The 16287-nt window shown below is 43.6% G+C and carries 8 protein-coding genes; 3 read left to right on the plus strand and 5 right to left on the minus strand.

Going from position 1 to position 16287, the window contains the following annotated elements; genetic code table 11:
- Positions 1-448 precede the first annotated feature (448 nt).
- Both KJ365_RS10475 and KJ365_RS17040 read right to left on the minus strand, forming a co-directional pair.
- Complete coding sequence (locus tag KJ365_RS10475) at positions 449-4837, minus strand: S8 family serine peptidase (protein ID WP_214451605.1); 4389 nt, start codon at positions 4835-4837, stop codon at positions 449-451.
- Between the two features lie 444 nt (positions 4838-5281).
- Positions 5282-6601 (minus strand): capsular polysaccharide export protein, LipB/KpsS family, encoded by a 1320-nt coding sequence (locus KJ365_RS17040; RefSeq protein WP_214451606.1) that lies wholly within the window; start codon positions 6599-6601, stop codon positions 5282-5284.
- A gap of 172 nt (positions 6602-6773) precedes the next feature.
- Between KJ365_RS17040 and KJ365_RS10485 the strand changes: the two genes are divergently transcribed.
- Together KJ365_RS10485 and KJ365_RS10490 are read left to right on the plus strand one after the other, a co-directional pair.
- The gene (locus KJ365_RS10485; RefSeq protein ID WP_214451607.1) at positions 6774-7547 is read left to right on the plus strand and encodes an MBL fold metallo-hydrolase; all 774 of its coding nucleotides are present in this window, start codon (positions 6774-6776) and stop codon (positions 7545-7547) included.
- 303 nt (positions 7548-7850) lie between these two features.
- Positions 7851-12536, plus strand: coding sequence for an EAL domain-containing protein (locus tag KJ365_RS10490; protein ID WP_214451608.1), 4686 nt, complete (start codon positions 7851-7853; stop codon positions 12534-12536).
- Positions 12537-12722: 186 nt separating this feature from the next.
- On the opposite strand, the gene KJ365_RS10495 is transcribed toward KJ365_RS10490, so the two are convergent.
- Both KJ365_RS10495 and KJ365_RS10500 read right to left on the minus strand, forming a co-directional pair.
- Positions 12723-13301, minus strand: coding sequence for a beta-class carbonic anhydrase (locus tag KJ365_RS10495; RefSeq protein ID WP_214451609.1), 579 nt, complete (start codon positions 13299-13301; stop codon positions 12723-12725).
- A gap of 163 nt (positions 13302-13464) precedes the next feature.
- A complete protein-coding gene (locus tag KJ365_RS10500; protein WP_214451610.1) occupies positions 13465-14205 on the minus strand; it encodes a CPBP family intramembrane glutamic endopeptidase in 741 nt (246 codons plus the stop codon).
- A gap of 100 nt (positions 14206-14305) precedes the next feature.
- Here KJ365_RS10500 and KJ365_RS10505 point away from each other — a divergent pair, with 100 nt between their 5' ends.
- The gene (locus tag KJ365_RS10505) at positions 14306-15214 is read left to right on the plus strand and encodes a LysR family transcriptional regulator (protein WP_214451611.1); all 909 of its coding nucleotides are present in this window, start codon (positions 14306-14308) and stop codon (positions 15212-15214) included.
- A gap of 146 nt (positions 15215-15360) precedes the next feature.
- On the opposite strand, the gene KJ365_RS10510 is transcribed toward KJ365_RS10505, so the two are convergent.
- Positions 15361-16155 (minus strand): peptidylprolyl isomerase, encoded by a 795-nt coding sequence (locus KJ365_RS10510; RefSeq protein ID WP_214451612.1) that lies wholly within the window; start codon positions 16153-16155, stop codon positions 15361-15363.
- Between the last annotated feature and the right edge of the window lie 132 nt (positions 16156-16287).

The raw sequence follows: 16287 nt of genomic DNA on the forward strand, positions 1-16287 counted from the left end.
GAAGCGATTTCAGGGAGTTGATTTGATTTTCCCTATCAACACTAACAGAATGATGATTAAATCGTGAGATGAGCATATGCTGCCTTGCTACAATAAAAATTACCTCTCCTCTCAGTCAACAATAGCGTTCAGCTAATGCATGCTGTATTGGGCATAACCGCTTTACATCTAAGACCGACTTCCAGTCGTTACTTTTTTACTAACTACTCAGGTGTTAAGTAATTGAGTATGAGCCAATGCTTTATCCGCATAGTGGTTAACGAGCTCCCTATTACCCTTTACCTTTACGATACATCGCACTGTCGTTTTATATAGAAAGATAGGTGAGCATAGAAGCACTTTTGCGCTCAGCGTTTTAGTATCTGCATGAAGGAATGTTATATGAAAATTTAAGGCAAAAAAAAGGGAGTGAAAATCACTCCCTTTTTACATATATTTTAAGCTATATCTAGCCAGGTGTAGCACATCTAGGTAGCGTACACTCAAGCACTACTAAACGAGCATCTAGTACGTTAATAATACCGTCACCATTTAGGTCACGAGGATCATTAGGTCCATCAGCTAGCGTATTACGTGCTGCAAGTACTAACATAAGGTCAGCACGGTCAATAATGCCGTCACCGTTTATATCACCGCGTAGAGGTGCAGGGCCTACTGTAACTTCTAAGGCCTCTTCTACAACTTGACTACCAATGCTGTCTACTGCATTGCTTGCTGTCGAAGTTACCACTGACTCAGCAGCCGATGCGTCAACTGTAACCTGATAGGTCAATACAGCTGGGGCTGGCGAAGGTCCAACTAAGTTGAAACACACTGCCATTCCATCACTAATCGCAACATCATTGTATGCATACTGAGTACCCGATGTACCGTCTGCATTCTCAACACCAATAGTCCCGAAACCTTGAGGCGTTTGAACGTTATCAAATGCCACCATAATCTCAAAGACACCCGGAGTATCGTCTGCTACGCCGCGAATAGCCATTTGGAAGTCGACGCTATCACCGCCACCGCCTGGCCACAGTTCAAGGTTGTCATACTCAATTATAGATAGATTATCTCCAGCTGTAGCTAGCGTTACACCCGCTACGTTTCCTGGAGTACTATTCGGCGTTGGGATAACGAAGTCTCTCCATAAACCTGCAATCAATTTGTTAGGATCAGCAACGTCTGGAAGAGACTGATTAATGAACGGAACAGCTCCTGGAATCGCCGGGTCAAAGAACGCAAAACCATCATCAGTCGCGTTAAACGTACCAACAAAACTCTCACCAAAGAAGTTAAAGTTCTGGTTGGCAAATGCGCTGAACGTTATTGAATCGCCTTCAATAGTAGCCTGCGGGAGGATACCGAACTGCTCTAAGTCAACATACCCGCCACTGTTTGCAAACGGTACCGCACAGCTAGGAGTTTCCATACTCGTGGTAACTTCGTAGCCAGGTGCCACTGTAAGCAGAGAAGTCATAGTCACATCCCATGCGATACTGTTGTCAGAAACAACACCACCACCAGAAACAGAGCCCGGTACCAACGTGAATCCTTCAGGAATATCGGCCGAAACCGCATAATTACGATCTTCAGGAGTGAAGTTAGCAGCAACTTCTACGCTGAAAGTAAGTGTATCGCCCGGAGATGCAGTCTCGCTGTCCACTGAGTAAACAACGTCGTTAGCACCGCGAGTAATGGTCACAGGAATCGTACCTATACTACTAGGATTAGATGCATCAGTACCAAGGGTAACACTACCAAAGAACACGTCACCCGCGCTTGCTTCAGGAAGATCCCAAGTTAGGCGAAGATCAAATGGTGTTAGTACCGATACGGAGCTTGGTCCAGTAACAGTAAGATTGCCTTCATCAGCACCGTTAACCACTGCTGTCGTTAATGCTACTGCGTCTGGAGGCGTGGTAGATGCACCCCAGTTCTGTACTAGCACCCAGAAGTCACCGCCAGGAGATACGCCGGTTACTTCACATTGTTCGGCAGCTGTTAGGGTAGTGCTTGAACAAATCAATTCATCTGCATCTGGAAGTCCATTACCGTTAGCATCAAAACCTAAATACAGGTCAACGTCTGGTGATTCAGATGTTTCATCTTCAGTAAAGGCGATTACGCGTGCAGGGCCTGGCTGTGTTGCTAATAGCACAAAATCTACACCGTCTGATAGATCATCAAATGGAGTGGTATTGTCAGAGTCTTGCGAAAGGCTCAATCCAGTAACATTGCCACGCACTAAACCGCTAACAGACACTTGAAGGTCCGTAATTTCAGATGCTGTAAGACCTTGTACAAGGAAAGAGTCGGCGTCACGCGATGCAGTAACGGCAATCTCTTCAGGTAATTCACCACCAGCAGGCACAACAGATATTGTCAGGTGCTGGTCTGGTTGAGTTTCAACCGTTGGCAACAAGTTGACACGACCGTGCACCCACTCACCATTTGGTAAACTTGCACTGTCTACAGTCACAACGATCTCTTGCGTGTCACCTGCTGCAAGCGAGAAGCTTGTGGGTGATACAGATATCGCTGAGCTTGAAGTTGAAGTATTCCATGTACCGCTTTCGTCAGCAGTAAGCGTACGTGTCCAAGAACACGTTATAGCGCACTGTTGATTGACAAGTCCTGCGGTATTAAGCGTCTTAGGATCGCCACCTGAAGCAGGGTTAGCCGCTATAAAGTTGGCGCCACTTTCGTCTAGTAATAGAGGCGCATTTATGGCTTGGTCAATTCTGACGCGACCACCACCAAAATCAAATGGGTCAGCTTGGGTAACACCATCTTCTTTCACAAGGTCCCATGTACCAGTTGTCATAATGGCAGAAAGTACTTCAGCATCTGTCCAGTCAGGGTTAGCTTGCTTCAACAATGCCGCTGTACCAGCTATGTGCGGGCTAGACATTGATGTACCACTGATAGCACCATACTTACCTGGCACTGCTGGTGTTTCAGAAGATGTACCTGCGTAAAGCGTTGCAATAAGAGCAACCTGCTCAGGCGTTAATTCAGCACCCGCAGCGAAGATATTTGCACCTGGCGCAGCGGTATTCGGAGCAAGGATATCAAAGTCAGTATATGGACCACGCGAGCTGAAACCTGCTAGGTTATCACCGGCGGCAGGATCGCTTATTGGGCTATCAACTGCTGTAATAGTCCCTGTATGTCCACTACCACTGGCAAGCCAGCTGCGCATAGCGTCGGCATCTGCAGCGTTTATGTGAATGGCAGGAATAACATGAAGGTCATCATTAACTGAGGTTGCACCGCCAGCAGTATTGCCAAGGATGAAACCACCTGCACCACCGTCTCTAACGTTTTGTCCTTTGGCTACACGTGCAATTGCACCGCGGTCACACAAAACGATTTGACTAGATGTAAAGGTACCTGCAGGGAACGGATCTAAACACTGCTCTGGCTGTGAGTCATTCTCACTGCCGTTTTCTGTGAAGAAATCACCAGCATAAACGATTTCGCCGGTAATGCCGCCAGAAGCTGCTCGACCGGTAACATCAGCTGGTGGAGTTGTATCGCCACCCGATAAGTTATTCAACTCTTTACTCGGAAATGAACGAGGATGCGTAGTTGCCGCAACACCTGCAACCCATGGTGCGTTACCTGCTGCCGTGGCGGTAGCTGGCGCTGGTCCACTGTTACCCGCTGAGTTAGAAACGAATATGCCTGCAATACGTGCATTCAAAAATGCCGTCGCTTGAGACGAATTCCACGGGCTGCCTGCTGGAGAACCGATAGAATGGTTGAGTACGTCAACAACGCCGTCCTCTATTGCTTGGTCAACAGCAGATACAATGTCAACAAAGAAGCAGCTTGGCGCACATACTTTATACGCGACGATGTTAGCATGCGGAGCAACACCAGAAACGGCGTCAAAAACGACCGAGCTTGGATTGCCTTCAACATCTTCTAACGCTACATTAGCGACAACACTTCCTGCAGCTGTAGAAGCGACGTGCGTACCGTGACCATCGGTGTCGACAGACGGTGCATCGCCTGGTAACACAACCTCATCAGCCGGATCGCTTGTTTGTCCGTCTAAGAAAGTGTAAGCGCCGATTAACTTGGAATTACACAATCCGCTTATAGTTTGACACTCACCAAGATAGTTGCCTTCGCCTAGTGGGTTGGTAATGGTGAATCCATCTGCCCCTGTCGCCGCGAAAGAAGGATGAGAGTGATTTATACCACTGTCGATAATACCGACTACTGTACCTTCACCTAAATAAGGAACGCCTTCGGTTGCGCTGCCATCCCACACACGGTCGGCTCCAATGAACGGAACGCTAGTTGGGGTATTAAGTTCAACCGCTTGGTCTCTTTCTACAAAAGCAACGCCGGGCATGTTCATTACTTTTTTAGCAGTTGTAGGTGTCATTCTTACTATGGCTGCGTTAACCGCGTGCTGATGCGTACGCAAAACTTCTATGGCGCCCGCAGTGGACATTTGTGCCAACATTTTGCTTTGTTTGTCTCGCAATTTATCAACATAAGCCTGAGCTTGAGCTGATTTTAAGTCTAATCTGCCCTCGCTAGATGTTGTACTGCTAAACGTTCTCTCCTGTTCAGCAATAGCAAGAGGTACCGCATCACCTACAAATTGAATAATGTAGCGATGTTCTTGTTCATTAACTCCCGATAGTTCTGGCGCTTTTAGCGCTGCTTGTCGGGTTAAAGTGGCTGTGGCTGCTTCAAGAGATGGGGCTTCTTTACCTATCACAGGCAATTTCTGCTGTGAAAGGGTATCTCCGTCTGTCAGTGCTTGTGGCGCGGTCGCAACCATCATCGATAGGATGGCGGATGACGCTAGTGTAAGCGTTCGAATCATATAAATTCTCCGGTTGATTCATAGTACCTGGATTAGCAGGTGCCAAACTGATGAAACCTTCGGTATAGCTTTTAACGTCGGAACATGGTATTTCGCGAAGTCGGGGGTGAGATACGGCTCAACTATCTCCCGTAGGGTTACATCGTTTTATTATTATATATTTGGCAACCATTTGAGCACCTGAAGCAAATGCAAATATCATTCCACGAGAATATTCTTATAAATTTCAATCGCTTACTGACTTTTGGGTTTTGATCTTTAAAAATGTGTAAAAAATACTGACACGCATCTGCACTCAGTCGCCCACAGATAAACAAAATCATTGGCACCAATCAATTTGATTTTGCTAACGCCCAAAAAGCTCCCTGCTGGCTAAGGAAATGCGCCAAGAAGTGGTGTTTATAGGTAAGGACCTAGATAAGTTCAATTAGGGAAGCTCCAAGACTAACCCAAACCAACACAACTATTCCCCCCAATATTCTCCAACACCTCATCAATAATCGTATGCGCGCTACTAATCGATATTTGTTTGCATAAAAGTGCCGCTAGCAGCTTTTTTGGTTGATGCGAATGACGCACCAGCAGACTGTCGCCTTCAAATATTGTAGGTACACCATAAAGTGTCGACTCAAACAACACGGTTGAGTTGATACCATGCACGCATTTTGCCGATTTAATCAAGCTCAACGAACTTGCTGTCGACCAATAGCTATTGGTATTGCTCAACGCATATTCATTAGTATCCAGCGGGTGTGCTTTAAAAACGAGTGTTTGATAAGGATATGTTGCTTCAATATAATCAATAAACGCCTGCATACCGCTTGTAAACGAAGAATTGAGCTGAATGTTAGAGTCATGCCCTAGTTGAAGGGGTATAAAGATATAGTCTTTGCGTTCGTCAAAGGCCTCAACATTATCAAACAGCTGATGCGCTTTTTTATCAACCATTTGTGCGTAGTTGTTTGGCACCCAATCCAAATTATCATTGGCGAGGCTCGTATGTAAGTTGATGCCTTGTTTATCAAAATAAACGTGCTCTTTTTGCGTAAAAAACCCGCATTCTACAAAGCTAAACGGTATTTTAAACTGCGCGAGTGTATGTTTTAACGAGTCAAAGGTGTTTAAGCTACCGTTCCATAACAACGCGCCCTCACTTTGCTGGTGAAGCGCAATGTCTATGTTTTGCAAAGGGTGTCTTAAAATGAGCTCTATGCCGGCGCTGTTTAACCACGCTTCGATATGTTTAAGCCACATTGGATACTGCTCAACAGGGTTCAAACTATATAAAATCACATATTTTTGCACCGGCGAGGCTTTATAAAAGCAACTATTGCCTAGCACCTGCGCGGTCGCATCGAATATTGCGAGGTTGCTCATTGCGCCCTTTGCCCACCTATCAATGGCTTGAGATAGCTTAATACTCCCCCATTCACACACCGTGACTATAGCATTTATTGGCATAGCTAGCTTATTGGCTAACGCAAAATCCACAAGGGCCTTTTCTGAGAGGGCATCGGGGCTATCTATCAGCAATACGGGTTTTGTTTGCAGAGCCTTGTCTGTTTGCAATACAAGAGACAGTTTTGCATACAATTTACGTGTACATACGATAAAAAACGGCCGGTCTTTAAGGGTGGTAAGCTCTGCATAGATGGGCATTGGCTTTTTTGAATCTTGCTCATCTATATCAGAAGGCTGAATTGCTTTTTTAGTTTTGAATCGAGTGAGTGTTTTTGTTGATGCTGGGGAACAAAGCTCGGTCACTGTGGTACTTCCATAAGGCTAACTAAAGCGAAGGTGCGTTAACGCTAAATGGTTTGTGTGTCATTTTAATGAAATTTAACTGTCATGTTTCCTTCAAGCTAGTTTGATATGGTTAATCGGTAGCGTTAAATCACTCAAGGCGCATGCCGATGCCGCTTTGTTGGAGAGCCTGATGAAATTAGAAGCTGAGTTTTTAGGGGTTGGCAGCGCCATTTCTCAAGAGCTGGGCAACTCATCTCTTGTACTGCGCAAAAACAATCAGCCTTGGCTGATGATTGACTGCGGCTTTGATAGCTTAGAACGCTACAAGCAGCGATATGACGGCACGCTGCCGCCGGCGGTGTTTATCACCCATTGCCATTACGATCACATCGGTGGACTTGAGCAGCTCTATTTTCAATCTCGATTTTCGTCACACACCCCCACACTTTACCTTCCCTGCTCTTTGGTGCCGCAAATAGTAAAGCTGCTTGGTACTAGCACCATCGCCGAAGGCCAAGAAAATCTGTGGGATGTATTTAAACTCATTCCCATTGATACTAGCTTTTACCACGACGGAACGTTATTTAACGTGTATCCAGCGCGGCACCATCGTTACATGAGTGCATTTTCTTTGCATTTACCGGGTGTGCTTTTCTACTCAGGAGATAGCCGGCCCGTCCCTGAAATCATTCATCATTATTTAAGCAGCACCGAAACGATCTTTCATGACTGTGCGGTTAAAGGCAACCCTAGCCACTCTGGCATTAGCGATTTATTTGCTGAATACTCTGGCCAAATACTTCAAAGAATGATTTGTTATCACTATCATACCCATGCCGATAAACAACAATTTGAAGAAGCCGGTTTGCAATATGCCCAAATCGGTTTTAGCTATTTGCTGCAAGATATCGCTGCTATAAAGCGCCCTCAAAGCGCGACAGCGGATATTAGTAATATTGCGTAAATGCAGGCAGATAAAAGCTTACTGCCAACTTACCAGCAATGCCAATTACAAACGTCATTTAAATATTGATCTGCTCTGCTTTGATATTTAAATGGTGTTCTACAATTGATTTGACCGCACCGCTCTCATACCCACCCAACGTGAACCCATACAAAAACGCGAAACTCCCATAAGCCACAAAAATGTAAGTCTGTTAATTCACCAGTATTTAATAGTAAAAAACGCATTGATTGTAGATAATACTAATATTGTCTATTATTCAGCAGGTTAATTTGAACCTGAAAACAAAAACATTTAGGTTTTATGCAAACTAGAGCGCTACATCATGCGGGTGTTGATATAATAAAGCGAAACATAGTCCAACTTCGTCTAACGGCCAAAAAAGTAAGACACTATCTGTTTGGCCGCAAAGCTAAATCAGATACCTCGCGCTTGTTCATCTATTTAAAACAATTAAAAAGTGCTATTTATTTTATCGTCGTCTCATTTTGCTTGAGCTATGCAAGTATTTCCCATGCAACACCAATCATTCAAGAGCCTAATTTTCAGAGATTATCTACCGCAAACGGATTGTCGCAAGATACCGTCAACACCCTGGTTTTAGACAACGAAGGATTTCTTTGGTTAGGCACCGAGGCCGGATTAAATAGATATGACGGATACCAAACCATACAAGTCAAAGGGCCAAACAACGAATTTGTGGATATGCCGGTTTCTTATCTATTTCAAGATTCCAGAGGAAATATGTGGGTAAGCGAGAGTGTTGGCGGAATCCATCAATATGATTTAGGCAGTAACCGTTCAAAATTAGTAATAAGCAAACCCTACACGACAGATCCAGAATACATACAAGTAGCAAGTAAAATAACCGAGGATGCCGATGGTGATATTTGGTTTAGTTTAGACCAATCCCTTGTCAAATATTCATACGACACTCAGACAATAAGCAAAGCGTTTTCACTACCTACTGAAAAACTAGGCACTGAAATAGTCAGAAGCCATCTCGTTTTACCTGATTTTTTGTTTGTAGGCTCATCGTATGGTCTCATCGCTATAGACAGAAAAACAAAAGTACAAACTGAAATAGTGTTTTTAGCTGATGAAAACAAAAGCGTCGACAACCAAAATGTAAAAACACTCGTCACAGATCAATTTGATAATGTGTGGATTGGTACCGTGGAAGGTTTGTATCGCATGCCTTTAAGCGAACTCGTTTATTCTCTTAATCAAAAGCAACCCGCTCCTTTTGCGGAAGAAACTATAAAAGACCGTAACATTTGGGCTATCTCAGGGGACGAAACTGGCCTATTACATATCGTGACCGACCTTGGCTATTATCAATTAAACCCTGTCGATAATAAGGTCGAACAGATCTTTTTACCAACCGATAGCCGCTATACCATTTCTAACGACACATTAAAGAGCGTCGTTATAGACAACAATAATAATCTATGGATCGGCTCTGGCAATGATGGCGCTATTTATTGGACGCAATACACTACCGAGTTTAAAAACGTATTGAATCTATTTGGCGGGCGCGGCGCTAAGGTTTTTACAGACAACAATGTCTGGAGCTTGCACCAGCAGGATGCCGAAACACTGTGGGTGGGAACAAAAAACGGGCTCAATAAATACAACTTATTGACTGGCGAAACCCAACAATTTTTGGAGTCGGAAGATACGAAAGCGCAATATTCAGGCTCCTCCATACTCAATATTCATCCCGCAGGCGATGGCACGCTTTGGCTTCAAACTAATGATGGATTAATCAAGTTTGATACAAAAACCAACACAAGTTTGCCAATAATCGCAAATAATGAAGTAGATCAAGCAAAACTGGAGGTATATCTGTGGAGCTCTTACCTTGCTGATAATGGCGATTTAATGCTCATCACCGACAAGCGTTTTCTTCGTTACTCGCCTTCGTCGAATGAAGTGCAAGATCTTGAAACACTCAGTGCCTTCATTAATCATCACGAAACCGTTGGCTTTAAACCTAGCGGTAAAGAGGGTGCTTATTGGGTGAGTGTGTATGGTGAGTTGTGGGCAATGGACGAAACAAACGATACTCTTACACTGGTTCACCGCCTAGATTCAGAGCACAAGAAAGCGAGAGTCTATCCAAGCGATGTAATACTCGATGACAACAATATTTTGTGGGTTGCCTATCCAAGTTTAGGATTATTTGGTCTCGATGCGACTACCTACGAACAGAAATATTTTTTTGATAAAAGCAATGTACTCCCTACCAACGTCATCTTTGATTTAAATACCGATCAAAACGGAAATATATGGATGGCCTCAAACACAGGATTGCTGCGATTATCTACAGATAACTTGCAACTTGAACGTTTTGACCAAAACAGTGGCCTTACCAACTCTGACTTTAATTTTGACGCGAGCACAGTGCTTTACGACGGCCGCATGGTTTATGGGTCCCCAAAGGGCATCACTATTTTCAACCCACAAAATATTGAGCCGGCCTCAATTAAACACCAAGAAACGACAATCACCAACGTTACTTTATCAACTAACCCTCTAGACTTGCCGTTTAAGGCATTAAACAATCAAGTCGTCGAGTTAGCTCACGATGATGTTGGTTTAAATATATCCTTTTCTACTTTGCAGTATGAAAATCAACAAAACGTTAAATACCAATATGAGTTAAGAGGCAACGAGGATATTGTTTATCCAACGACTACTTCGTCGAGCATTATGTTTCCTAGGTTAGAGCCTGGAAGCTATGAGTTTGTAGTAGCTAAGTTCGATGCACAAAATGATAACTTTTTTAAGCCTGCATCACTGAATATTGTGGTTGCTTACCCACCGTTTTTATCGCCCTTTGCTTACGCTCTTTACGTCACATTCTTTTTGCTACTGTTAAGCGTTTTGTGGAAATATAAGCGTAAACAAAATCAGGCGTTAGCCATCGCCCATCAACAAACCTTAGAAAGTAACGACAAACTAAAACTGGCATTGAGCGCAAGTAATAGCGGTGTTTGGGAATACGACATCAATAACGATTTATTTTGGGTGAACAAGCTCTACTCTAGTACCACTCAGCTGATTACCAAAAGCTTTGACGAGCAATTGGCATTGGTGAACCCAAGTGACAAAAAGCGTTTTGAGTCAGCTTGGAAGCACTTTATAAAAACACCTAACGTCGAACTTGATATCACTTATCGGATGTTATCAAAACAAGGACAATGGTATTGGTTTAGAGATGTTGGTAAGAAAGTTAAGTTTGACGACAGCGGCACTCCAACGGTTGTGACCGGAACGTATACCAATGTAACCAGATCAATGGTTGATAAGGGTAATTTGCGCCTTTTCGGCGAAGCATTTAAGCACACATTAGACTGGGTCATTATTTACGACAGTGATTATCATGTTGTTGCCTGCAACGACGCCTTTAAAACAAAACTCAAGCTTGAAGGTGATTCAGACGCCGCCAGTAAGCTCTCTTCTATACTTGAAAGTCAACCTGACAATGCGGGTAAAACATGGAAAAAGATTCGCACGCTGAAAGCTGGAGAGCATTGGAAGGGCGAAGATAAGCTTTTACTACCAGACAATACGTTGTGCGATGTTCTGATGCATATCAATGCGGTACCTAACGAACTTCAAAAAGACAAAATTGAACATGTCTTGGTAATAATATCCGACATCACCGAACAAAAATCAGCTGAAGCGAAGTTACGTATATTGGCTAATTATGACGCTTTAACAGGTCTTCCAAATAGAACCTTATTGTTAGATCGTATTAACAGAGCCATTGAGCATGCTCAGAGAGTAGAGCGTAACTTAGCTGTTTTCTTTATCGATTTAGACAAATTTAAGCAAGTAAACGACAGCCTAGGCCACAAAGCCGGTGACGCCTTATTAAAGGTCGTTGCTGAACGGTTGAGTCGTAAAGTACGCAAAGAAGATACGGTTGCTCGTTTAGGGGGTGATGAGTTTGTCATTATGATTGAAGAGGTGGAATCAATCGAAGACATTAGTCATTTAGTATCTCAAATTAGTGCCTCTATTGATTTACCAATAAGCCTCGGCTCTCAGTCAGTAAGTGTTTCTTCTAGCATTGGTGTTTCGTTGTTTCCAGGAGATGGTAAAACCGCAGATGAACTCCTCAAAAACGCCGATATCGCTATGTACCATGCTAAAGAAAAAGGTCGTAGCAATTTTCAATTCTTTACCCAGCAAATGGACGAGCTAGTAAAAAGAAGATTGGAACTAGAAAACGAGCTGAAAGATGCACACAAAGCGAAAGTATTCCAAAACCATTATCAACCAATAATCAATACACAATCAAAAAGGATTGAAGGTTTTGAGATCTTGATGCGCTGGGAATCTAATGGCGAAATGATCCCCCCCGACATATTCATTCCAGTGTCTGAAGAACTAGGCTTAATTGAGAGCATGACCCTAGATGCAATAGAACGGGCCATGCCGATTCTCAAAACCCTACAGAAAGACGGATTCGATGGTTACATGTCGTTCAATCTCTCGGCGAAGCATTTTGAGAACCAATCATCGATTTATCTCATCATTGCTGCCCTTGAAAAAAATAATATACCCGTTGACGCTATTCGGTTTGAAATCACGGAAAGTGCGTTGATGCGTGATTACGATAGTGCTTTAAAATATATGAGCTATTTGCGCAAAAAAGGGTTTGTCATTGCACTTGACGATTTTGGCACTGGTTATTCTTCCTTAAAATATTTGAAAGAATTTCCAATCAATATCATTAAAATTGATAAAAGCTTTACCGACGATATTGGTAAAAACAAAAATAATGAAGCGATCATCTTAACCACGCTTAGCATGGCACAGCAGTTGAGCATGAGCTGTATTGCAGAGGGCATTGAGACGCTGCAACACGTTGAGTTTTTCAATCAACACAATTGCCAACACTTGCAAGGTTATTATTTTTCAAGACCTGTTCCAGGGGAGCAAGCGATAGCTTTACTTGAAAAAACGTGGGGATAGCGAGTAGAAATGGCTAACAATAATTGTAGACGAAGGTTCCTGTTGATAGGCTTGCTCATCAAGACGGGCTTAAGCTTAGACGCCTTTTAATCTAAGCAGTAGACACCCAGTAACAGTGGGTGTCGCCGCTTAAAGGGTAGATCTTATTTGATATCGGCTCGCTCAATACTTGATACTGTTACTGCGTTATACGCTACCAATCTTTGTGGCTTCTGGTACTTCTACCAACTTCCCTGTTTTGCAATCATAAATATAGCCATATACCGGAATAGTATTGGGCACTAAATTGCTAGAACGTATACGCTGAACATCTTCAACCACGCTTTTTGCGTTGTCTTTAAACGTGAGCCAGTTGATGTATTTACCGTCGGTGCTGCCACCTTCGCTTTGTTGATTGCGCCAGCCGTTTTCATCTACTGTAGCGGTCGCGAGACTCTCTTCTAGTAAATCGCCCATGATGTTGCTGTCGAACAATTCCATGCCGCAGTCGGTATGATGAATGACAAACCACTCTTTTGTGCCCAACAATTTATGAGAAATAACCAATGAACGAATGGCGTCGTCGCTAGCGCGTCCTCCAGCGTTTCTAATGACGTGGGCATCACCTTCTGCAAGGCCGGCGTATTTTGCAGGGTCGAGGCGGGCATCCATGCACGTTAAAATTGCGAAACCTCTTGCAGGGGGTAACGCTAAGTCTGCTTTGTCACCAAAGTTTTCGGCATATTGCGCATTTGCTGCTAATACTTCTGATTTAATTGTGCTCAAAAATGGGTACTCGTTCTTCTTAAAAATGATACGAAGGAGTATAGAGCCAACACGATTGCAAACGCTATCAAATCAAAAGAGCGATTTGTTGTTTATCAGTTGCTATGGTTATAGCGGCGTTATGCTATAACAGCCAACACTTGTACATAGCGTTTACGATCACCTACCCTGAGTCACGAGCGAGTCCTAACTCCGATGCTACTATCTGCTCAGACTTATTTAACAAATAACCCACTATGCCCCCGTATACATCAACCGCAATATGCAGCGCGATAACAACCCACAACACTTCAGTAAAAACAAATATAAGCGCTAGTACCAGACCAACTAAAGCCGTTCGTAGCACGTTTTTCCAACCTTGATACAGATGGCACATACCAAACAACACACTACTGACTGTTACGCTAGTCACAATCCCTATCTCTTGGCTCAGTACACCAATCAAAAACCCACGAAACAGCAATTCCTCGCAGATACCAGCCGACACTGAAAGACCAAGAGTAAACCAGCGCAGCTCAGATGTGTTTGAAGGCATCATCCAGTCGTGATTGCCCGCAATAGCCTTACGGTATGCGTGTCGTTTTTCGGCTGATTGGCCAAGCGAATACACCGAGTAAGTAAAGTACCCTATAACACCTAACGCTAAAGCTACGCCACCCCAACTGCGCCATGAGTTATGCCATGTTAAACCAAGTGCTGATGGCAGTATTGTGCCAATAAGTAGCAATAGCATTAAAAGCACGGTGGGTATCCACATAAACACCATTGCCTCTTTATATGCCCTTATCTTGGTTTTATGCCCATCTAACACCGCAACTTTTGCTTTGTCGGCCTCCCACAGGCTAAAAGCAACCATCCCTAAAATGACAACCAATAAAACCCATTCTCCCATTGGCAAATGCATGCTTTTTCTCCTCGCGCTTAGCAATGATCAAAGCGTAAAGCCTTGCACTTAATAAATAAATAGATTAATTTTTTAGTATATTTAAACTAAAGGTTTAATAATGTTGCATCCAAGAGATTTACGCATATTTTGCAAAGTTGCCGACACTGGCAATATGTCGAGAGTCGCACAAGCAGAAGCGAAGTCGGTCATGGCAATAAGTAAACAAATAGGCAGACTTGAGGCCGAGCTAAATCAGGCGCTCTTTATTCGTAGCCGTCGGACGTTGGTGTTAACTGAATTTGGCCAACAATTTAAACTAAAAACTGAAAGGCTATTGGAGCATTATCAATCGCTAGTTGATTGGGGGCAAAACAATGAAAACACAGTTAGCGGCGAGTTACGCGTTGTTTGCCAATCCAACGAAATAATTAGAGAAACCCTCGTTCCATGGCTCGCAGAGTTTGTGCAGCTGTATCCTAACCTAGGCATTACGCTCGACGTTAAGGAAGGGCTTGTTGACATTTTAGAAGATGACTTTGATATCTTTTGGGCGATAGGCCCATACTTAGGGCAGCGTTACTCGGGCCTCAAGCAAAAGTCATTATGGAAGTCAGCTTATGGGTTGTTCGCGTCGCCTGACTATTTGCGCAACGCCGGCATACCGGCAACGATTGAAGATCTAAAACAGCACAAAGTGATTGGCTATTCCCACAATCAACCTACCAATGTGCTAGTAGCGCGCGGCGACGATGGACAACCCCACTTTATTAACGCACAGTGTCAAATTAAAACCGTTACAGGTCTGCAAGAGCTCGCAGAGGCAGGGCTAGGTATTATTAATGCACCTGCTGATACTGCTACGATACGCCAGCTTGTGGCAGAAAAGCGCTTACAACCGATATTGGAAGAACACTGGTGGGAGGGCGCAGAAGTATATGCCTATTATCATCCGTCACGCCCTATTCAACCCAAAGTACGTGCTTTTTTGGATTTTTTTGCTGCCAAACGAAGTGAATGGTGTTTTTAGCGCGTGCTACAAAAATAAAACTAATTCGAGATGCTTGCGTTACTTATCAATCAATATCAACTTGCCGATTACAACGAATATTTAAGCGACATTTTAACCCCCTTAAACGAAAAATGGGGTAGAGGCCGTCAAGCATTTTTGCGGCACTACTGCATTACCCTTGACTCATCGAAGTTAAACTCAAAGCCGTTAATGTCTGCTTCTGCAACTAAGCGATGTAAGTACTGCGAAACCGCTTTTCTATGTACTTTGTCATTTAAATATTTTTTGATTTTATCTTCAACCAAATCATACGTTAGCGGCTTACCTTCAACCTTTCTAACCACTTCAACAACATGGTAGCCAAAACGTGACTCAACAGGCACTGTCATCAAGCCGATATCTGCTGCGAAAACTTGTCTTTCAAATTCGCTTACCGTTTGACCATTAGATAACTGTCCCAAATTGCCACCTTGGTCTTTTGAGGGGCAGACAGAGTACTTTTTCGCAGCTTCTGCAAAGCTGATTTCCTTAGATTTTAGCTGTTCAATAATGATTTCAGCCACGCTAAGCGTTTCTGCTCGGTGTTCCAAATCTTTGGGATCTGCTGCAAGCAAAATATGGTTTGTTTCAACTAGCGGCGATGAGGTGAACTGCTCTGGATTTGCCTTAAAGTAGCGCTCACACTCTTCCATTGTGGCCTCTGGAATATCAATCTCTAAAGCGAACAATTGATCTATCAGCTCTGGGTTGGCTTCTATCGACGCTCGGTCGGCCTTTTCGTCGATACCTTTTTCTTTTATTTGTTGGGCAATCACCTCTGCGATGATTAATGACTGAGCGGCTTGAACCATGGCCTCCCTGCGAGTTTCCGCGGGGTGATACTGTACTTCTGTGTCAATTGCAGAGGCTAAAATCAGACTGCCGTTCACGGTAATTTCTGGGGTATTAGTAAGTGACATTATTAGTTCCTATTTACGGGCGCAAAATCACATGATTTACTTAAATTCTTGCTTTCACTTTGCATTGGATAAACGAGGCGTCCTTGCCATTTTGCGGGTATTCCTCACCCTAGTTCAGCCATGAGTGTATCG

This window comes from Glaciecola sp. XM2, assembly GCF_018595715.1.
GTDB lineage: Bacteria > Pseudomonadota > Gammaproteobacteria > Enterobacterales > Alteromonadaceae > Glaciecola.